The following is an 18514-nucleotide window of genomic DNA, read 5'->3' on the forward strand; positions in this document are numbered from 1 at the left end:
GCCCGTGACCGACGCCCCCGCCCCGCTCGCCGAACCGGACATCGACCGGCGGCTGCGCGGACCCGTGCGGGTCGTCGGTGCCGGGTTGCTCGGGGCGTCGATCGGGCTCGCCCTCCGCGAGAAGGGCGTCGACGTCGTGCTCGACGACGTCTCGCCCGCGGCGCTGGCGCTCGCCGTCGACTACGGCGCTGGCCGGCGCCCGGCCGAGGGTGACGAGCCGGAACTCGTCGTGGTGGCGGTCCCGCCGGACGTGGTGGCGACGGTCGTCGAGCGCGAGCTCGCGGCCCACCCGCACGCGGTCGTCACCGACGTGGCGAGCGTGAAGACCGGACCGCTCGAACGACTGCTGGCGTCGGGCGCCGACGTCAGCCGGTACATCGGCTCGCACCCGATGGCCGGTCGTGAGCGCAGCGGACCGACTGCGGCACGCGCCGACCTGTTCGTCGGCCGCCCGTGGGTGATCGCCGGTCACGACGCGATCTCTTACCAGCGTGCCGCCGTCGTCGAGGACCTCGCGCTCGACGTCGGTGCGACCGTCGTCCCGATGGAGCCGCAGTCGCACGACCTCGCCGTCGCGTACGTGTCGCACGCGCCGCAGCTGGTGTCGACCCTGATGGCCGCGCGGCTGCAGGAGGCCCCCGACGGGTCGCTCGACCTGGCGGGCGGGGGTGTCCGTGACGTGACACGCATCGCCGCCAGCGACCCGGGTCTCTGGGTACAGATCATCGGGGCGAACGCCGCGAACATCCGGCCGGTGCTGTCCGACCTGCGCGACGACCTCGACCGGGTCCTCCACGCACTCGACGACCCCGACGGCCAGGGGTCGCCGCGGACGATCGCCGAGACCATCGCCGCCGGCAACCGCGGGGTCGAGCGGCTGCCCGGCAAGCACGGCACGACCAAGCGCTTCGCCCAGGTGGTCGTCCTCGTCGACGACACCCCGGGGCAGATTGCCGCGCTCCTGCAGTTCATCGGGGAGATCGGCATCAACCTCGAGGACATGCGCCTCGAGCACTCACCGGGCGCACCGATCGGCATCGTCGAGGTGTCGGTCGTCCCCGAGCAGGAACAGCGACTCGTCGAGGAACTCGAGGGGCGCGGATGGAGGATCGCAGCAGCATGGGCCTGAACGACGACACGCACGTCACGCCGAACGACTCCGGCGTCACCGGGGGCGCCGAGGGGCCCGACTCCGGTCTGCCCACCCCCACCCCGGGCGACGGTGCGGCCGGTGGCGCCGACGGCGGTGCGCTCGGCGGACCTGCCGGTGGCCTGGGTGTCCCCGGCGGGGAACCCGGCTCGACGAGTGCCCCGGTGCCGTCCGGCCTGCCGCAGGGCGCGTTCGTCGCGAAGACCGTCATCGCGGTCGACGGCCCCGCCGGCAGTGGCAAGTCCAGCGTCTCGCGCGCAGCGGCCCGAGCCCTGGGCTTCGGGTACCAGGACACCGGCGCGGCCTACCGGGCTCTGGCGTGGCACGCACTGCAGCAGGGCGTGGACCTCGACGACGCCGCTGCGGTCGTCGCCAGCTGGGACACCTTCGACTACACGATCGGCACCGACCCCGACGACTACTTCGTCCGCGTCGGCGACACCGACGTGACCGAGGCGATCCGCACCCCCGAGGTCACCGCGGCGGTCGCGCACATCGCGAAGCTGCCCGAGGTCCGCGAGAAGCTCGTCCAGCTGTTCCGGCAGGTCATGCGGAAGGCCGACGCGCAGGGCATCATCACCGAGGGACGCGACATCACCACGGTCGTCGCACCCGACGCCGAGGTCCGCATCCTGCTGACCGCCGACGAGTCGGTTAGGATGGCTCGGCGCTCGGCAGAGGTCACCACGCAGTCGGCCGCCGAGACCTCTGCCGCACTCGCCCGTCGAGACGCGGCGGACGCGAAGGTCGTCGACTTCATGAACGCCGCAGACGGTGTCACGACGCTCGACTCCACCGACCTCGACTTCGACCAGACCGTCCAGGCGGTCGTCGACCTGGCCCGAGCGGCCACGCACTGACGCACGACCGGGCGCCGTCCGGTCACCACGACCGGGTCGCCCGGTCACCACGGCCGGGGAACCGGCCCGGCCGGCACCGGCCACCGACACCGCGGCTCCGGTCGCACACGAGGAAACCCACCATGGCCCAGCAGGACAGCCACGACAACGACGACTTCCCGGAGTACGACGACGCGCTCGGCGAACGGCTCGCCGGACTCGACGACGCCGAGGCGGAGCAGCGTGCGAACGCGCTCCGCGTCGGGCTCGACGAGTACGAGCTCGACGACGAGGACGTCGCGCTCCTCGACGCCGGGGAGCTCGGCGAGGACGGCGTCCACTACCTGCCCGCGTACCCGGTGCTCGCGATCGTCGGGCGTCCGAACGTCGGCAAGTCGGCGCTCGTCAACCGCATCATCGGCCGCCGCGAGGCCGTCGTGCAGGACGTGCCCGGCGTCACCCGCGACCGCGTGAGCTACAAGGCCGAGTGGAACGACAAGCGCTTCACGCTCGTCGACACCGGCGGGTGGGAGCCCGACGCCCGCGGCATCAACGCCTCGGTCGCCGCGCAGGCCGAGGTCGCGGTCGACCTCGCCGACGCCGTGCTCTTCGTCGTCGACGTCACGGTCGGCATCACCGCCACCGACGAGCACGTCGTGAAGATGCTCCGCGGGACCGACCGACCGGTCATCGTCGTCGCGAACAAGGCCGACGACGACCGCCGTGACCTCGACGCCTTCGAGCTGTGGAACCTCGGACTCGGCGAGCCGCACCCGGTCTCCGCGCTGCACGGCCGCGGCGTCGCGGACCTGATGGACCTCATCATCAAGACGCTGCCCGACACGTCGGCCGTCGCCAAGCAGGAGGTCGGCGGACCCCGTCGCGTCGCGATCCTCGGCCGCCCGAACGTCGGCAAGAGCTCGCTGCTCAACAAGGCGGCGGGCGAGGAGCGCGTCGTCGTCAACGACCTCGCGGGCACCACCCGCGACCCGGTGGACGAGCAGATCGAGCTCGGCGGCCGCGTCTGGCGCTTCGTCGACACCGCCGGCATCCGGAAGCGCGTGCACCTGCAGCAGGGCGCGGACTTCTACGCATCGCTCCGCACCACCGCTGCGCTCGAGAAGGCCGAGGTCGCCGTCGTCGTGCTCGACGTGACCGAGCCGATCTCGACGCAGGACCTCCGCATCATCGACCTGGTGCTCGAGTCCGGTCGGGCGCTCGTCCTGGCCTACAACAAGTGGGACCTGCTCGACGACGATCGACGTCGCTACCTCGAGCGCGAGATCGAGCAGGACCTGGCGCACGTCGCCTGGGCCCCGCGCGTCAACATCTCCGCCCGGACGGGCCGTCACCTCGAGAAGCTCGTGCCGGCGCTCGAGACCGCGCTCGAGTCGTGGGACACCCGCATCCCGACCGGCAAGGTCAACGCCTTCATCGCCGAGCTCGTGCAGGAGCACCCGCACCCGGTCCGCGGTGGCAAGCAGCCCCGCATCCTGTTCGGGACGCAGGCGTCGAGCCAGCCGCCGACGTTCGTGCTGTTCACCTCGGCGTTCCTCGACCCGCAGTACCGCCGCTTCATCACGCGTCGCCTGCGCGAGGTGTGGGGCTTCGACGGCACCCCGATCAACGTCAACATGCGGGTGCGCGAGCGCCGCAAGCGCACGTAACGGTCGGTCGACGACGTGGCACGGCGAGCACGGTTCGGATCCCTCGGGGTCCTGCTGGCGCTCGCCGTCGTCGTCTGCGCGCTCGGCGCCGCCTGGCTCGTCAGCGGGGGCGACGACGGGTCGCGGACCGGCCGTCCCACGGACCGGCCGTCCGCGTCGGGCCCGATCGAGGTGTCGAACGCCCTCGGCGTTCCGATCCCCGGCGCTGCGGTCCGACAGGAGATCCCGCGGAGCGTCGAGGACTGGATCGACCGCGTCCTCCCGGTGGCCGGCTCGGTCACGCCCCTGGTCAGCGGGGTCACCGCGAGCATCCGGGTCGAGCGCACCGACGAGTCCACCGTGGCGGTCCGGGTCGACGGACTCGCCGTCCCGCCCCGAACCCGCGCGGTCCGTCTCGTCCTCGCTCCGGACGCGACGCCCGACGTCGGCGCACTCGCGCATGCCGCTTCCGTCACGACGATCCCCGTCGACGGGGATGCGTCGGGTGGCTTCTCGCTCGTCACCGATGCCTCGGCGCTCCAGGCGGACACGCGCTCCGCTGCCCTGGTCGACGACGAGACCGACCAGATGCTCGGCGTCGCACTGCTCGTCCCCGCCGACTGACCTCGGCTTCGGGCCCGGGGACGGTGCCGGCGGTACTCCGCGCCGAGTACCGGCCCGGCCGGGAGGCGCGGCCCACCGCCGTCCTGCCGCTCCCGTCCCAAGGTGGCGACGTCCGCCGCCTGCAGCCGGGGCCATCCGGGCGGGCGCAGGCCCGGCCGCGGGGTGGGCCCCTGGCCCGGGCCCGCGGCCGTGGCCCGAGTCGCGGGCACTGACCCGCCCACACTCGCAACTGCCGCCGGGGTCCCCACTCGACCGCAGACGCTCGAATCGTATGACCATTGGAGCGCCCGACGCGTCGACGCCGTCCAGGGCAGGGCAGGGCAGGGCCGGCGTCGATCGACGTCGATCACCCGCACGCGCCTCCCGGACGTCCTTCCGGGAGGCGCCGGATACGGCACCATGGAGATGTGTCGCTCCCCGTCCTCGCCGACCGTCTCTGGTGTCGGCTGCACCTGGACCGCCTGGCCGGTGGTCGGCAGGCCGACTACGTGATCCGCGAGGACATGCTCGCCCACCCGGACACGGTCCGGTCCTTCCGGTGGATCCGATGGCTGCTCGTCGCCGAGACGGCGGTCGGACTGGCGGCGATCGTCGTCGCCGTGCTGCTCACCCGCGCGGGGGAGACGGTCGCGTGGGCGGTCTGGTTCCGGGCGACCGTGGTGCTCCTCATCACGCTGACGCTCTACGTGTTCGCGTGGCGGGCGCAACTCGGCTACTACTGGGCGTACCAGCGGCTCCGGCTGTTCAGTCGGATCTTCCCGGTCGTGACCCTCGTCGTCGCGGCGATCCCGGGGCTGTACCCGTTCTGGATGGTCATCGAGCAGATCCTGTTCTCGCTGCTGATGATCGGCATCGGGGACGTGCTGACGAGCGACCACATGCGAGCGACCTTCCCGAAGCCGGTCCGAGCGACCAGGGGACAACGGGGGCCAGGCACACCGCAGTGAACGGGAGCATCGTCGGAGCATGACGACGAACAGCCTCCCCGGCGGAACCTACGACCTCGGTGACCTCGAGGTCACCCGCCTCGGCTACGGCGCGATGCAGCTCGCCGGCCCGCACGTCTTCGGCCCGCCAGCCGACCGCGACGAGGCCGTCCGGGTGCTGCGGACGGCGGTCGACCTCGGCATCACCCACATCGACACCGCCGACTTCTACGGCCCGCACGTCACGAACGAGATCATCCGTGAAGCCCTGCACCCGTACCCGGAGCAGGTGCACATCGTCACCAAGGTCGGCTCGCGCCGCAACGACAAGGGGCAGTGGCCAACGGCGCGGAAGCCCGAGCAGCTCGTCGAGGACGTCCACGCGAACCTCGACCGCCTCGGCCTCGAACAGCTCGACGTCGTCAACCTCCGGGTCGGCGGGTTCGACGCCCCGGAGCCGGGCAGCATCGCGCCGCAGTTCGAGGCGCTCGCCGAACTCCGCCAGCAGGGCAAGATCCGCCACCTCGGACTGTCGACGGTGACGGGCGCGCAGCTCGTCGAGGCCCTGACGATCGCGCCCGTGGTCTGCGTGCAGAACATGTACAACGTGGCGCAGCGTGGCGATGACGACCTCGTCGACCTCACCGCAGCCGAGGGCATCGCCTACGTGCCGTACTTCCCGCTCGGCGGCTTCTCGCCGATCCAGTCCGAGGCGCTCGACGCCGTCGCGGAGCGGCTGGGGGAGTCGCGGCTGTCGGTCGCCCTCGCTTGGCTGCTCCAGCGGTCGGACAACATCCTGCTCATCCCCGGCACGTCGTCCGTCGAGCACCTGCGGCAGAACGTCGAGGGCGCGGGCATCACCCTGCCCGCCGACGCGATCCGCGAGCTGGACGCGATCGGCGCCGCCTGACCCGAGCGTCGCGGGCCTGCGGAGCTCGGCCAAGCGGGCAAGGCCGGCACCAGCGCCGGCGCGCACCGTCGTCCACACAACCGGAAGCACGTCGCACCACGGGAATCCCCGGCGCGACGTGCTTCTGGTTGTGCGGGAGCACGCGACACCACGGGACGGCCCCCGGACCCGGGCGGCCCCGCCGATGGCCGGTCGCGGGCGTCAGGCCACCGTGGCGAGCGCGAACGGCAGCACGGCCGACGCACCCGCACGCCGGAGCTCCCGCCCGGCGACGGTCACCGTCCACCGGCTGTCCACCAGGTCGTCGACGAGCAGCACCGGCCCCTGGTGCGACGCCAGCGCCGCAGCCAGCGCCGTGTCCACCACGAAGGTGTCCCACACCCCGGCCAGCCGGTAGGCGCTGTTCGTCGCACCGTCGCCGCGGGGCTCCCCGCCGCTCCGCCCGAGTGTTCCAAGGAACTGCAGCCGCCCGATCGAGGCCAGCGCCTGCGCCAACGACCCGACGAGCTCCGGCCGCGACCGCGAGGACATCGCCACGACCGCGGTCGGACGCTCGGCCCACGGCCAGTCCTTCAGCGCCCGGATGCACCCGTCGACCAGCTCGCGGGACACGGGACCGTCCGGAGTCGCGGCCGAGAAGAGCGCGCGGAGCGGTCCACCCCAACCGAGGTCGGTGAGGCGCGCCACGGCCCGGCCCGGCTCGACGAGCTCACCTGCCGGGATCTTCCCCTTCACGGGGACGCCGAGCGAGGACATGCCGGACGGCCACTGCGCACGGGGTGCGATCTCGACGCCGACCCTGTCGAGCGCGGCGGCCGCACCGGACGCGTCGGAGTCGGACACCGACGTCGGGTACCAGACGCCCGCGCAGTTGTCGCAGCGCCCGCAGGGCTCGGCGGACGGGTCGTCGAGGTCCTGCTGCAGCAGCTGCATGCGGCACGCCGACGTCGACTCGTAGGTGAGCATCGACGCGGCCTCGGCCTCACGTGCGGCGGCGACCCGCTCGTACCGGGCGGCGTCGTACTGCCACGGCTGCCCGGTCGACACCCAGCCGCCGGCGACACGGTGCACGGCCCCGTCGACGTCGAGCACCTTGAGCAGGAGCTCGAGCGTGGAGCGCTTGATGTCGACCAGGCCCTCGAGCGCGACCGTCGACATCGCCGTGTCGGTGGAGAGCGCGCCGAGCACGGCGGAGGCGCGGGCCTCGGTCGGCATCGACGCGCTCGCGAAGTACTGCCAGATCTCGCGGTCCTCGCGCCCGGGCAGCAGCAGGACGTCGGCGTTGTCCGTCGCACGCCCGGCGCGGCCGATCTGCTGGTAGTAGGCGACGGGCGACGAGGGTGCGCCGACGTGCACGACGAACCCGAGGTCCGGCTTGTCGAAGCCCATCCCGAGCGCACTCGTGGCGACGAGCGCCTTGAGCTCGTTGCCCTTGAGCTGCTGCTCGAGCTGCTCGCGTTCCTCGGTGTCGGTCCGCCCCGTGTAGGCGCGGACGGCGTACCCGTTCTCGCGCAGGAGCCGGGCGATGTCCTCGGCCCCGGACACGGTCAGCGTGTAGATGATACCGCTGCCGGGCAGGTCGCCCAGGTGCGCGAGCAGCCACCCGAGTCGCTGCCGGGCGTCCGGCAGGGTGAGGACACCGAGCCGGAGCGACGCCCGCGCCAGGGAGCCGCGGATGGTGAAGACGGGGGCGTCCGGACCCGCGGTGAGCTGCTCGGCGACGTCCTCGACCACGCGCTCGTTCGCGGTCGCCGTCGTCGCGAGCACGGGGACGCCCTGGGGGAGCGAGCGGATGAGCTCGGCGAGTCGGCGGTAGTCCGGGCGGAAGTCGTGACCCCAGTCGGAGATGCAGTGCGCTTCGTCGACGACGAGCATGCCCATCCGCGCGATCAGCGTCGGCAGTTGCTCGTCGCGGAACCGCGGGTTGTTGAGCCGCTCGGGGGAGACGAGCAGCACGTCGACCTCGTCCCGTGCCAGGGCGGCCTGGGTGTCCGCCCACTCGTGCGCGTTCGCGGAGTTGATCGACACCGCACGGACGCCGGCCCGGGCTGCCGCGGCGACCTGGTCGCGCATCAGGGCGAGCAGCGGCGACACCAGCACGGTCGGCCCGCCCCCGCGACGGCGCAGCAGCAGGGTCGCGAGGAAGTACACGGCCGACTTGCCCCACCCGGTGCGCTGCACCACGAGGGCGCGCTGCCGGTGTTCGACCAGGGCCGAGATCGCCTCGAGCTGTCCGGGGTGGAAGACCGCGTCCGGTCGCCCCGTCAGCGCGGCCAGGGCCGCCTGCGCCTCCGCAGCGATCTCGGCGGACGGCGGAGCCGCCGCGGGAGCAGGCGAGCCGACGGACGAACCGACACCGAGAACAGACATGCCCCCATGCTGTCAGCACCCGCCGACGGAACGCGCCCCGTCCCTCCAGGCTGTGGACGAGAAGGCCGCTACTGGTAGGTGATGAGCGACGGCGTCGGCTGCACGTCCGCCATCGTCTGCTCCGGCGACAGCATCGGCGTGTCCTCGTCGAAGAAGTTCTTCCAGCCCCAGTGCACGCCCTCCGGTGCGTCCTGGTGCAGTGCCTTCCACGTCGCCTGCTTGTCGGGCTGCGAGCCCTGCCCGTCGACGTGGATGAGCACGTCGAGCTCCGGGTGCGACTCGAGCGACGAGCGGTCCTGGATCATCGACAGCCGGAACTGGTGCAGCACGAACGCCTTCGGCGGCAGGCCCTTCGACCGCACCAGGTCGGCGAGCCACGACGAGACCTCGTTCACCTCGGACGCGGAGACACTCCCGATCTGCTGCAAGGGCACCTGGTCAGCGGTCAGCCGCCACTCCGGGTCGAGCGCGAGCCACACGTTCGGCTTCGCGAGCAGCGCCTCGTACCGCTTCGCCTGGGACAGGAAGTCCGACCGCCCCGGCTGCAGGTCGAGGATGACCGGCATCCCGGCGTCCGTCGCCGCGTCGACGTAGGGCTCCAGCGTCGACGCCGGCAGCTCGGTCGAGTAGTCGCCGTCCGCCCCGGCGTCCCCGGCAGCGACGGTCGCGATGACCTCCATCGCCGGCGTCACCGGCTCGTCGCCGAGCCCGTCGTACTCCTTCGCCATGCCCTCGGCGCGACGCACGGTCGCCGCCGGGTCCTGCTCGCCCAGCACGCCGAGCACCGGCGCGCCGGGAGCGCCGTACAGCGCGACGTAGCGGTGTCCGTCGAAGGGGCGCTGCCCGCCGTGCGGCAGCTGCCAGCCGCTCTCCGCTGCCCGGACCGTCCACTCCGGGTCCGGCAGGTCACCGAACGCCGACCCGACCAGCACGGTCGGGTGCTCCGCGCGGTCGTGCAGCGTGGACACGACGTCCGGGGCGGCAGCCGGGTCGGTCACACCGTCCGGCATCGCGACCACGCGGGCGCCGGCTGCCTCCGCCGTCGCCACGGCCGCGGCATCCGCCCGCCGGTCCGCCACGACCACGGTCGCCGGACGGGAGGCATCGGTCGCCTCGGGCGCGTCCGTACCCTCCGGCGCGTCCTGCTCGGGCACGTCGGTGTCGACCGACACGTCGCCCTCGGCCTGGTACCAGTCGGCCCCGAGTCGGCGGAGCTCGCCGGCCACCCGGTCGCCGCCGTCCGTCAGCAGCAGCGGCACGTGGGCGGCCTCCGCGGCGCTCGCCGCGTCTCCCACCGCCTCCGCGTCAGAGGCGGACGCCACGACCGCACCGGGAGCCGACGCGAAGAGCGCACGACTCGCGGCGACGGACCGCGCCGACGGGTCCGACTGCGCCACGACGGCCACCGAGTCGGCGGACGAGCGCGTCAGCTGCGCGACCGTCGGGGAGTCGTCGTGGGCGGTGCAGCCGGCGGCACCGAGCAGGAGCCCGGAGACCGACAGCGCGAGCAGGACACGGGTGGGACGAGCGGAACGCATCCGATCCACCCTACGAGGGTGCGTCACGACACCCTGTGAACGCGACAGGTGTCGTCTCGTAGACAGGGTGCATGCCAGCTGCGCCGGACGACCACCCGACGATCGGGGCGGTGGTCGCCCCCGAGGTGCACTGCGCGACCCTCAACCTCAGACGCCGGGTACCGCACGCACCCGGTCACCCGGACGCGTGGGAACGTCGCCGCGACGCCGTCGTCGCGCTCGTCACCAGCGAGCAACCGACGGTGCTGGCCGTCCAGGAGGCACTGCTCACCCAGACCGCCGACCTCACCGCCCGCCTCGGGTCGCGCTGGGAGCCCGTGGTCGTCGGCCGCGGCGCGCGCGGCGGTGGCGAGGCGGTCGGGCTGTTCCTCGACCGGGAGCGCCTCGACGTCGTCGAGCGGCGCACCTGGGCGCTGTCCCGCACGCCGTCACGTCCTGGTTCCCGGTCGTGGGCGACCGCCTTCCCGCGGCACGCCGTCGGCGCCGTCGTCGCGGACCGCTCGACGGGGCTCCGGTTCCTGGCCGTCGCGACCCACCTCGACGTCGCGTCGCCGTGGGCACGGCTGCGCGGCGCGCAGCTGCTCGGGCGGATCGTCCGCGAGCGCGGGCTGCCGGCCGTCGTCATGGCCGACTGGAACTGCCCGGCCGGGTCGGCGCCGTGGCGCGCACTGGCGGAGGCGGGGGTCGTCGACAGCTGGGGACGAGCCTCCCGGCAGGTGGGGGCGGCGTACGGGACGTACCCGCACTACCGGGCGCCGCGTGTCGGCGGCCGGCGGATCGACGGGGTGCTCGTCACCGAGGACGCCGTCGTCGAGCAGGTCGCGGTCAACGTCCGCCGACCGGGCGGCGTCTGGCCCTCCGACCACGCGGCCGTGCAGGCGGTCGTGCGGTGGGCCTCGTGATGCGCTCGCTCGGGCTGACCTTCCTGCGCCGGCGGTTCCTGCCGGCCGACGTGGTGCGGGTCCTGACGCTCCTCAGCATCCCCGTCGCGACGATCGGGTGGGGGAGCACCTCGTTCGCGGTGATGTCGCTCGCGCTGTTCGGGGTGGTCCTGCCGCGGATGCTCGGACTCCGGCCCGCGTTCGACCTGGCGGTCTGCGTGCTGGTGCTGGTCGCCGGGTGGTCGAGCGCCCTCGAGTGGTACACCTCGGTGTTCCTCTGGGACAAGCTGATCCACGTCGTGCTGACCGGGCTGCTCGCGGCACTGCTCGCCGTGATCGCCGCGGACCTCCGGCTCGTGCCGCACGCACCGGACGCCGGGCGCGTGACCGTGTCGCTCCTGGTGTTCACCCTCGGGCTCGCGATCGGGTCCGTGTGGGAGATGTGCGAGTGGCTCGGACACAACTACGTCGACTCGAAGATCTACGTCGGGTACGACGACACGATCGGCGACCTGGCCGCCGACGGACTCGGCGGGCTGCTCGTGGGGCTCGTGCTGCCGTGGCTGGCGGCGGAGCGTGACGTGGTGCAGCCGCCGTCGCGGTCGTATCCGCGCTCGCTGCGGGGCTGACGGTCCGGCCAAGCCGGTCGCTCCCGTGGAGGTGGCGACGCGCCGTGGCGCGAGCAGGGTCCGGCGTCCGCTATGCTTGACGGGCTGCTCGCGCTCCGGTCGGACGCGGGTGGTGGAACACCGGCAACGGGGTTCCGAGCCTCTCGGGGCTCGCGGGCTGTGGCGCAGCTTGGTAGCGCACTTGACTGGGGGTCAAGGGGTCGCAGGTTCAAATCCTGTCAGCCCGACCGAAGGAAGCATGGCGGAGGGGTCGTCGCGAAGACATGGTGAGTGTTCGTCGCGCAGGTCTGCTCGACGCGCTCGTCTTGAAGTCGCGACCATTGCACGGGATCACGGTGCGGGAGTCGCCAGTGCTCGCGCCCGGACATGTTGATCTGAGACGGCTCACCGTGGTCACCGGTTTGCACGGAGCCGGCAAGTCGTACCTGCTCGCCGTCATTCGCGAGGCGTTGCCGCGGTGGCAGAGTGGCTGGTCTCTTCCTCCCGTGAGTCGCTGGGACGCGGCAGACTTCGTCGGGTCGTATTCCTTGACAGTCCGGCCTCCTGACGACGCACGCACTTCGGTTGCACCTGTCGAATTCCCACTTGAACGGGTGGATTACGTCTCACAGTATTCCGCCGCTTTGCGTGATCTCACCGTCACCGCAGTCAGCTCGGACGTCGTGATGGGATCGCTCATCACGGCGGCTCAGGATTACTACTTCGAGGCGTCAGAGGCTCGAGACGTCATGCGGGCTCACGGCTCGCAAGCCCTCGGAAAACGTGACCTCGAAGCACTCGGGCGCATCACGGGCCATCGCTACGAGGAGTTGGCCATCGCCATCGTCGACACCGAAGGCGAGCGTCTCCCGTTGTTCCACGGCAGCAGGGGCGGCAGGGAGTTCACGACCTTCACCATGAGCCGCGGTGAGTACTCCGCGGCGTACACGCTTTGGTTGCTCCGAGAAGCGGAGGCGAACGAGGTCGTGCTGATCGACGAGCCGGAGACATTCCTGGCCGGCCCGGCGCACGTCCCGCTGATCGAGGAGATCGGGCGTTTGGCCGCCAGTAATGGTTGCCAGGTGATCGTCGCGACACACTCGACGCAGATCATCGAGCACGTCCCGGTCGAGGCGCTGCGCCTTGTCCTTACAACGGGCGGCGGGGCGATCGTGACTGACGACGTCGATGCGCCGACCATCCTCCGTACGTTGAAGAGACCGTCCAGCGGCGTGACAGCTGTCGTCTTCGTGGAAGACGAACTCGCCGCTCGTCTGGTACGAGCGATCATCGATCGTTTTGCGGCGCATGTGCGCTCGAGCGTCGACGTCGTGCAGGCCGGCGGGGAAGCGGCTGCGAAGGCGGCAGCCAGGACGTTGGGGAATTCAAGGAGGCTGCGCGCGACCGTCGTCCTCGATGCCGACATGCGGAGAGCGTCTTCGGATGCAGCGGAGTACTACCTGCCAGGCGCCGCAGCTCCAGAAGTCGAACTCCTCAGGATGCTCCAAGAGCAACCCGACCAGTTGGCGACCATGTTGGGTGTCCGTACCTCCGGCGTTGCGATGGCGTGCGCAGCAGCCGCCCTCGGGGATCATCACAGGGCGTTCGGCAACATCGCTTCTGCTGTAGGGGTGTCCGAGGAACGACTCCTCGACGCAGCCATCTCGATCTGGCTCGAGCGCTTGCAGGAAGACCCAGCGCTCGTGGATCTGGTCGAGATGATCACGTTCCTCCCGGCGACGTGAGGTGCCTCGTGACCGCCGAGACTCTGTGGGTTCTCGGCCGCTCCTGTTCGCAGGCTCCTCGTCACGGATGTCCGGCATCACGGCGGCGGCGCGACGCCAGCACTGCTGGCGCCTGAGTAGGAACCGGCAGCGCATCTCGCTGCGTTACGCTCCCGCCATGCTCTGGGGGAGACGACGAACGCTGACCGCCGCCGTGACGGCCACCACGCTGACGGCGGTCCTGCTGGTCAGCGGCTGCTCGGCGAACGTCGACGCCGGGACCGCGGGCGCTGCCCGAGCCGAGCACGAGCTGTCCGAGCTCCGCGGTGTGCGGTCGGTGCGCGGTTCGGGCACGAACAACCTGCCGTTCGCGGGGACGGTCCAGGTCACCGTGACCACCGACGACGACCTGTCCGACGCCGACCTGCGACGGGTGACCCACGAGGTCGGACGGTGGATGCACGACGCCACTACCGCGGGGACGACCTACAGCGCCTCGGTGGAGGCCGACGGGTTCGACTTCTCGGTCGAGGGGCGCGCGGCCGAGAACGACCAGCTGCTTGCCGTCGTCGACCGGCTCCGGGGCGACGACCGTTGGCTCGGCGGGAAGGTCACGGCTCCGGCCGGGTCCGGCACCTGGCCGGGCTCGGTCGGACTGGACGTCCGGGAGCGCGCCGACCTGGTGCGCGGCTGGGGAGCGGTGCGTGAGGCAGCCGACGCTTCGGGGTGGCGATCCCCGACGCTCACCGCATCCCACTGGTCGACGCCGCCGACGGACCGCTTGCCGTCCGACGAAGCAGACCTCCAGATCTCCGACCGGATCGCCGGGACCGACGACAGCACCGGGACCGACGACACCGTCGGCGACCCGACGCCGGAGATCACCGCGTACGAACGTGTGCTCGCCGCGCACGAGGTGACGCGGGCCTCCGTCACACCGGGTCGGCTCCGCCTGCACATGACGGACCTCGCCGATCTGGGGGACGCGACCGCGATCGCGCAGCAGGCAGCGCCGGACGCGCAGGTCATCGTGGACGGCGGCATCGTGACGAAGGACGAGCCCCGGGGCGAGGACGACCTGCCCGACGCTGCCGACTACGCCGAAGCGGACCGCCTCGCGGCGGTCGCCGTCCGGTCGGACGTCACCGCGGTGTCGCTCACGCCGACAGTGGTCGACGTGACGGTCGACGACCCGGACCAGGTCCTGGCGACTGCGACGGCGCTCGCCGCCGCTGCTCCGGCTGCTCCGGTGGAGTCGATCCGAGTCGGCCCGCGGGACGTCACTGACGGTGCCGACGATGCTGCTGACCGGGACGATGCAGGCGATGCGGATCGCCTGTCGGTGAACGGTTCCCCGGCGCTGCTGGGCACATCGATCCAGGTCGGCACCACGCTCCGGGGCTTCCTCCCCGCGTCGTCGGAGCAGTTCAGCACGAAGCAGTCGGTGACGGCGACGCTGTCCGACGTCGGCCAGGTGCCGGCGTTCGTCGCGGCCCTGCGACCGGTGCTGCCGGACGGCACCGGACTGCACGTCCGTCTCGCCGACCGCGGTACCGGCAGCATCACGGACCTGACCCTGCACGACGGGGAGCTGACGGCTGTGCCGCTCCGCGAGGGCGAGGTACGGGGCGGGGACCGCACCGACCTGGAGCGCGCGTTGCAGGACGCCTGGAACGGCTGAACCGGACAGTCTTGCTCGACCGCGGCAGTCAAATTGCTCGCTCTTCGCTTCATGCCCGAGGCAGACGACGAAGGGGCCCTCTACTGAGAGCCCCTTCGTTGTTCGTTAGCTCAAGGTGGCCAGCGGGGCCGCGAGGACCCCAGCTCCAATCGCCCAGATGGTTTCGAGCAGGTATTGCCAGAACTTCCTTGAGGTGTTGGTCGTGCTGTTGGTAATGCGCTTCTGGATTACATCCATGAGCTGCTCCTTCCGCTTGCTAAAAGGGCGTTCACTGAGAAGGCGCGCAAGAGCAAGGATCAGGACCACCGCCAGCCACACTGCGCCGAGCCCGATGCTTTGGTTGGGCTCGCTGGCACCTTGAACCAACGACTCGCTCACCTTAGCTGAATGGACAGGTGACGGATCCGAGACGACGGCTCGGCGAGCCGTCCTTCGACAGCGACGTCGACTCACTTTGTTCGACTTGTAGCGCTTCATGCTGCCTGAGGAGTGCCTCGAGTCTTCAGTCCTGCGCTGCGCGCCCGTCCCGGACGGCGCGCACGACCTGCGCCACCGCGACCACAACGACCGCCGCGGCGACGACGCCAGCAATCCACGACCCCGTCACGCCGAGCAAGGGACCGCTCGTGCAGGAGCTCGTGGCCTCGCCCGGCGCGGCGTCGGCACACGAGGTCTGCTGGGTGACGGCGAGGAGCAGCGCCGGCACCGCCGTGACGAGTGCCAGCACGACCCACGCGATCGCTCGGTCCACCGCCTGCTCCGTCCGCTCGCGTGCTCCGGTGCGATCAGGCTCCCACGCCTCGGAACGACGCACCGTCTCGATCCCGCAACGTTCCGGATCACGTTTCTCGGACGTACGCGCGCCGTCCAGGCGTTCTCCCGGTTCCGTGACCTACGGTCGCCGGAAGCGCGGATGCGTGAACTCTCCGGATCGGTCGAAGGATCGCTCACCACAGAAGGTCGGTCCTCGATGACGACCACCCCGCTCGCCCCCGGTTTCACCCGGACCCGACCCGGTCCCGGTAGCCGCAACGGCACGTCGACCTACTCCGCGCTGCTGGCGCAGGTGAAGGAGAACGGCCTGCTCCGACGGCGCACCGGCTTCTACTGGTCCCTGTTCGGCAGCCTGGTCGCCGGCCTCGCACTCGCCTGGGTGGCGTTCGCGTTCCTCGGTGACTCGTGGTTCCAGCTGATCGTGGCGGGAGCGCTCGGCGTGATCTTCACGCAGTTCGCGTTCCTGTCGCACGAGGCTGCACACCGTCAGGTCTTCGCGTCGCAGAAGTGGAACGACCATGCCGGCCGGTGGCTCGGGACGTTCCTGGTGGGCTTGAGCTACTCGTGGTGGATGAACAAGCACACGCGTCACCACGGCAACCCGAACACCGTCGGGAAGGACCCGGACATCGCCCCGGACGGCATCCGGTTCCTGCCGGAGGACGCCGCGGCGGCGAAGGGCCCGCTGATGCGGACCTTCCTGCGGTTCCAGGGGTGGCTGTTCTTCCCGCTGCTCACGCTCGAGGGGCTCAACCTGCACCGGTACGCCGTGACGTCGATCGTCACGGGTTCCGGCACGAAGGCCGACGTGCGGCACCGCTGGCTCGAGGGCGGCATGCTCCTCGCCCGGTTCGGCATCTACCTGACGGTGGTGTTCTGGTTCCTGCCGTTCGGGATGGCGTGCGCGTTCCTCGGCGTGCAGCTGGCGGTGTTCGGCGTGATGATGGGTGCGTCGTTCGCACCGAACCACAAGGGCATGCCGACGATCGCGCACGATGCGAAGGTCGACTTCTTCTCGCGGCAGGTGCGGACCTCGCGCAACATCCGCGGCGGCTGGTGGGTGTCCTTCCTGATGGGTGGGCTGAACTACCAGGTGGAGCACCACCTGTTCCCGTCGATGCCGCGTCCGGCGCTGAAGCAGGCCCGCCTGCTGGTGCGGGACCACTGCGACACCCTCGACGTGCCGTACACCGAGACGACGCTGCTGCGGTCGTACGGGATCGTCGTGCGGTACCTCAACCGGGTCGGGCTCGCCGCCCGTGACCCTTTCGCCTGCCCGATGGTCGCGCAGCTCCGCATCCACTGACACGACCCACGACGCAGTCCCCGGACGGGAGGCGCGACACCGGACCGGTGGCGCGCCTCCCGTCCGTCGTCTGCGTGCGGCTGCGTCGATGTGCAGCTGCGTCGACGCGCCGCTGCGTCGACGTGCGGCTGCGTCCACGTGCGTGTGGCGGACGGAGCGCACCGGCGCTGTCCGGTTGCGCACCACAACGCCCGCGCCGGACTGCGTTCGGGGGACAAGAACGGCCCGAGAAGCCCGTTTCCTGGGGAAATGCTCGACTCGGAACGGGGGACGTGACGAACCTCGGTGTCAGCCCGTCTCATCCGTGAACAGCATCCGCTGGGAACGAGTCCCGGCGGGCACTCGAAGGGAGCATCCAATGGCTGACACCACCACCACCTCGACCACTCCGGCGACCGCTTCGGCGGCGTCGCGCTCGGCCGTCCAGAACGGTTCGGGCACTGCGGGCAAGACCACGATCGACGACACCGTCGTGTCGAAGGTCGCCGGCATCGCCGCGCGTGAGGTCAACGGCGTGCACTCGCTGGGCGGCGGCGCCGCTCGTGCGATCGGCGCGATCCGCGACGCGATCGGTCAGCGTGACCACGGTCAGGGCGTCAAGGTCGAGGTCGGCGAGAAGCAGGTCGCCGCGGACGTCGTGATCGTCGCGGAGTACCCGGTGTCGCTGCAGCAGGTCGCGGACGGTGTCCGTTCGTCGGTCGCTCGCGCGCTGGAGCAGATCGTCGGCATGGAGGTCGCCGAGGTCAACGTGACCGTCCAGGACGTCTTCATCCCGGGTGATGACGACGACAGCGACGACAAGAAGGAGTCCCGCGTTGAGTAACACGCTCGTCGGCGCGCTGATCGGCGCCATCCTCGCCGTCGTGGCACTGCAGTTCGGGTTCTGGGGCTTCGTCCTGGTGGTCGTGTTCGGTCTGATCGGCGCCCTCGTGGCCGCGATCGCGACGGGCAAGATCGACCGTGGTGCCCTGACCGACGTGCTGACCGGACGCCGGAGCTCCCGGTGAGCGGCGGCCCGGGGAGCCTCCCGGTGAGCGCGGTCCCGGGCCGGGTCGAGATCACTGCCCGGGCGCTCACGGCGCTGGCGCGGGCAGCCGCGGCCGAACAGCTCGGCGTGCCCGCGAAGCGCCTGCGGGTGGGACTCGACGACGACCGGGGGTCCATCGCCCTCGACGTCACGGGACCCATCCGCGAACGAACCGACATCGTCGGGGCGGCCGCAGCGGCCGCCGACGCGGTGGGCCGCAGGGTGGGCGAGTTGTCGGGACGTCACGTGGGTCGGGCCCACATCGAACTGACCGGGATCGTGCGTGCGCACGAGGGCCGGGTCCGGTAGGAGGAGGCAAGCATGAGCACTGAACAGCTCGAGAAGCGGCTGCGTCGTCGCAGCATCCACCGGTCCCGGTCCACCGCCCTCGCGATCACTCTGGTCGTCGTGGCGTTGGTCGCGGCGTGGATCGGCACCGAAGCGGTCCTCAAGGCCATCGGACAGGGCCCGCTGCTGGCGGACCCGCAGACCGTCGCCGACACCGCCCTC

At 71.5% G+C, this 18514-nt stretch carries 18 protein-coding genes, 1 tRNA gene and 1 pseudogene; 16 read left to right on the forward strand and 4 right to left on the reverse strand.

Going from position 1 to position 18514, the window contains the following annotated elements; genetic code table 11:
• Nucleotides 1-4 precede the first annotated feature (4 nt).
• From ACIPEQ_RS08180 to ACIPEQ_RS08205, 6 genes are all read left to right on the forward strand, one after another.
• Complete coding sequence (locus tag ACIPEQ_RS08180; protein WP_402714788.1) at nt 5-1129, forward strand: prephenate dehydrogenase; 1125 nt, start codon at nt 5-7, stop codon at nt 1127-1129.
• A 185-nt stretch (nt 1130-1314) separates the two neighbouring features.
• The gene (cmk, locus tag ACIPEQ_RS08185; RefSeq protein ID WP_402714813.1) at nt 1315-2010 is read left to right on the forward strand and encodes a (d)CMP kinase; all 696 of its coding nucleotides are present in this window, start codon (nt 1315-1317) and stop codon (nt 2008-2010) included.
• 122 nt (nt 2011-2132) lie between these two features.
• Nucleotides 2133-3656 (forward strand): ribosome biogenesis GTPase Der, encoded by a 1524-nt coding sequence (der, locus tag ACIPEQ_RS08190; protein WP_126892306.1) that lies wholly within the window; start codon nt 2133-2135, stop codon nt 3654-3656.
• A 15-nt stretch (nt 3657-3671) separates the two neighbouring features.
• Nucleotides 3672-4259, forward strand: a complete 588-nt coding sequence (locus ACIPEQ_RS08195; RefSeq protein WP_402714789.1) for a hypothetical protein — start codon at nt 3672-3674, stop codon at nt 4257-4259.
• 407 nt (nt 4260-4666) lie between these two features.
• Nucleotides 4667-5206: a hypothetical protein gene (locus ACIPEQ_RS08200; protein WP_250366628.1), complete on the forward strand. Its 540-nt coding sequence runs from the start codon at nt 4667-4669 to the stop codon at nt 5204-5206.
• 19 nt (nt 5207-5225) lie between these two features.
• Nucleotides 5226-6095: an oxidoreductase gene (locus ACIPEQ_RS08205; protein WP_402714790.1), complete on the forward strand. Its 870-nt coding sequence runs from the start codon at nt 5226-5228 to the stop codon at nt 6093-6095.
• A 201-nt stretch (nt 6096-6296) separates the two neighbouring features.
• Here ACIPEQ_RS08205 and ACIPEQ_RS08210 read toward each other — a convergent pair whose 3' ends face one another.
• Together ACIPEQ_RS08210 and ACIPEQ_RS08215 are read right to left on the reverse strand one after the other, a co-directional pair.
• Nucleotides 6297-8465 carry a RecQ family ATP-dependent DNA helicase gene (locus ACIPEQ_RS08210; RefSeq protein WP_402714791.1) on the reverse strand — a complete coding sequence of 723 codons (2169 nt, stop codon included), beginning with the start codon at nt 8463-8465 and terminating at the stop codon, nt 6297-6299.
• A 68-nt stretch (nt 8466-8533) separates the two neighbouring features.
• Nucleotides 8534-10003, reverse strand: coding sequence for a hypothetical protein (locus tag ACIPEQ_RS08215; protein ID WP_402714792.1), 1470 nt, complete (start codon nt 10001-10003; stop codon nt 8534-8536).
• Between the two features lie 71 nt (nt 10004-10074).
• Here ACIPEQ_RS08215 and ACIPEQ_RS08220 point away from each other — a divergent pair, with 71 nt between their 5' ends.
• The 5 genes from ACIPEQ_RS08220 to ACIPEQ_RS08240 all read left to right on the forward strand — a co-directional run bounded on the left by ACIPEQ_RS08220 (nt 10075) and on the right by ACIPEQ_RS08240 (nt 14897).
• The gene (locus tag ACIPEQ_RS08220; protein ID WP_402714793.1) at nt 10075-10905 is read left to right on the forward strand and encodes an endonuclease/exonuclease/phosphatase family protein; all 831 of its coding nucleotides are present in this window, start codon (nt 10075-10077) and stop codon (nt 10903-10905) included.
• Entirely contained in the window at nt 10902-11513 is a 612-nt protein-coding gene (locus ACIPEQ_RS08225; RefSeq protein ID WP_209823370.1) for a hypothetical protein, read from the forward strand. Before ACIPEQ_RS08220 ends, ACIPEQ_RS08225 begins: the two co-directional genes overlap by 4 nt.
• A 153-nt stretch (nt 11514-11666) precedes the next feature.
• Nucleotides 11667-11740: transfer RNA gene (locus ACIPEQ_RS08230), tRNA-Pro, on the forward strand.
• 162 nt (nt 11741-11902) lie between these two features.
• Nucleotides 11903-13237, forward strand: coding sequence for an AAA family ATPase (locus ACIPEQ_RS08235; RefSeq protein WP_402714794.1), 1335 nt, complete (start codon nt 11903-11905; stop codon nt 13235-13237).
• Nucleotides 13238-13394: 157 nt separating this feature from the next.
• Entirely contained in the window at nt 13395-14897 is a 1503-nt protein-coding gene (locus tag ACIPEQ_RS08240) for a hypothetical protein (protein WP_402714795.1), read from the forward strand.
• A gap of 105 nt (nt 14898-15002) precedes the next feature.
• Here ACIPEQ_RS08240 and ACIPEQ_RS08245 read toward each other — a convergent pair whose 3' ends face one another.
• A complete protein-coding gene (locus ACIPEQ_RS08245; RefSeq protein ID WP_402714796.1) occupies nt 15003-15275 on the reverse strand; it encodes a hypothetical protein in 273 nt (90 codons plus the stop codon).
• A 124-nt stretch (nt 15276-15399) separates the two neighbouring features.
• Nucleotides 15400-15648, reverse strand: a complete 249-nt coding sequence (locus ACIPEQ_RS08250) for a hypothetical protein (protein ID WP_402714797.1) — start codon at nt 15646-15648, stop codon at nt 15400-15402.
• 219 nt (nt 15649-15867) lie between these two features.
• On the opposite strand from ACIPEQ_RS08250, the gene ACIPEQ_RS08255 reads away from it, so the two are divergent.
• The 5 genes and pseudogenes from ACIPEQ_RS08255 to ACIPEQ_RS08275 all read left to right on the forward strand — a co-directional run.
• On the forward strand, nt 15868-16977 hold the full coding sequence (locus ACIPEQ_RS08255; protein ID WP_250366636.1) for an acyl-CoA desaturase: 1110 nt from the start codon (nt 15868-15870) through the stop codon (nt 16975-16977).
• A gap of 358 nt (nt 16978-17335) precedes the next feature.
• On the forward strand, nt 17336-17800 hold the full coding sequence (locus ACIPEQ_RS08260) for an Asp23/Gls24 family envelope stress response protein (RefSeq protein WP_402714798.1): 465 nt from the start codon (nt 17336-17338) through the stop codon (nt 17798-17800).
• The gene (locus tag ACIPEQ_RS08265; protein ID WP_126891821.1) at nt 17793-17984 is read left to right on the forward strand and encodes a DUF2273 domain-containing protein; all 192 of its coding nucleotides are present in this window, start codon (nt 17793-17795) and stop codon (nt 17982-17984) included. Before ACIPEQ_RS08260 ends, ACIPEQ_RS08265 begins: the two co-directional genes overlap by 8 nt.
• A 23-nt stretch (nt 17985-18007) precedes the next feature.
• Nucleotides 18008-18313: a hypothetical protein gene (locus tag ACIPEQ_RS08270; RefSeq protein ID WP_402714799.1), complete on the forward strand. Its 306-nt coding sequence runs from the start codon at nt 18008-18010 to the stop codon at nt 18311-18313.
• Between the two features lie 12 nt (nt 18314-18325).
• Nucleotides 18326-18514, forward strand: a pseudogene (locus ACIPEQ_RS08275) (hypothetical protein); the annotation flags it as partial.

The sequence above is a fragment of the Curtobacterium sp. NPDC087080 genome, from assembly GCF_044745105.1.
In the GTDB taxonomy this organism is placed as follows: domain Bacteria; phylum Actinomycetota; class Actinomycetes; order Actinomycetales; family Microbacteriaceae; genus Curtobacterium.

Coding starts and splice junctions, on each gene's coding strand:
- ACIPEQ_RS08240 (WP_402714795.1), top strand. CDS start 13,395: ATGCTCTGGGGGAGACGACGAACGCTGACCGCCGCCGTGACGGCCACC.
- ACIPEQ_RS08215 (WP_402714792.1), bottom strand. CDS start 10,003: ATGCGTTCCGCTCGTCCCACCCGTGTCCTGCTCGCGCTGTCGGTCTCC.
- ACIPEQ_RS08205 (WP_402714790.1), top strand. CDS start 5,226: ATGACGACGAACAGCCTCCCCGGCGGAACCTACGACCTCGGTGACCTC.
- ACIPEQ_RS08210 (WP_402714791.1), bottom strand. CDS start 8,465: ATGTCTGTTCTCGGTGTCGGTTCGTCCGTCGGCTCGCCTGCTCCCGCG.
- ACIPEQ_RS08260 (WP_402714798.1), top strand. CDS start 17,336: ATGGCTGACACCACCACCACCTCGACCACTCCGGCGACCGCTTCGGCG.
- ACIPEQ_RS08220 (WP_402714793.1), top strand. CDS start 10,075: ATGCCAGCTGCGCCGGACGACCACCCGACGATCGGGGCGGTGGTCGCC.
- der (WP_126892306.1), top strand. CDS start 2,133: ATGGCCCAGCAGGACAGCCACGACAACGACGACTTCCCGGAGTACGAC.
- ACIPEQ_RS08255 (WP_250366636.1), top strand. CDS start 15,868: ATGACGACCACCCCGCTCGCCCCCGGTTTCACCCGGACCCGACCCGGT.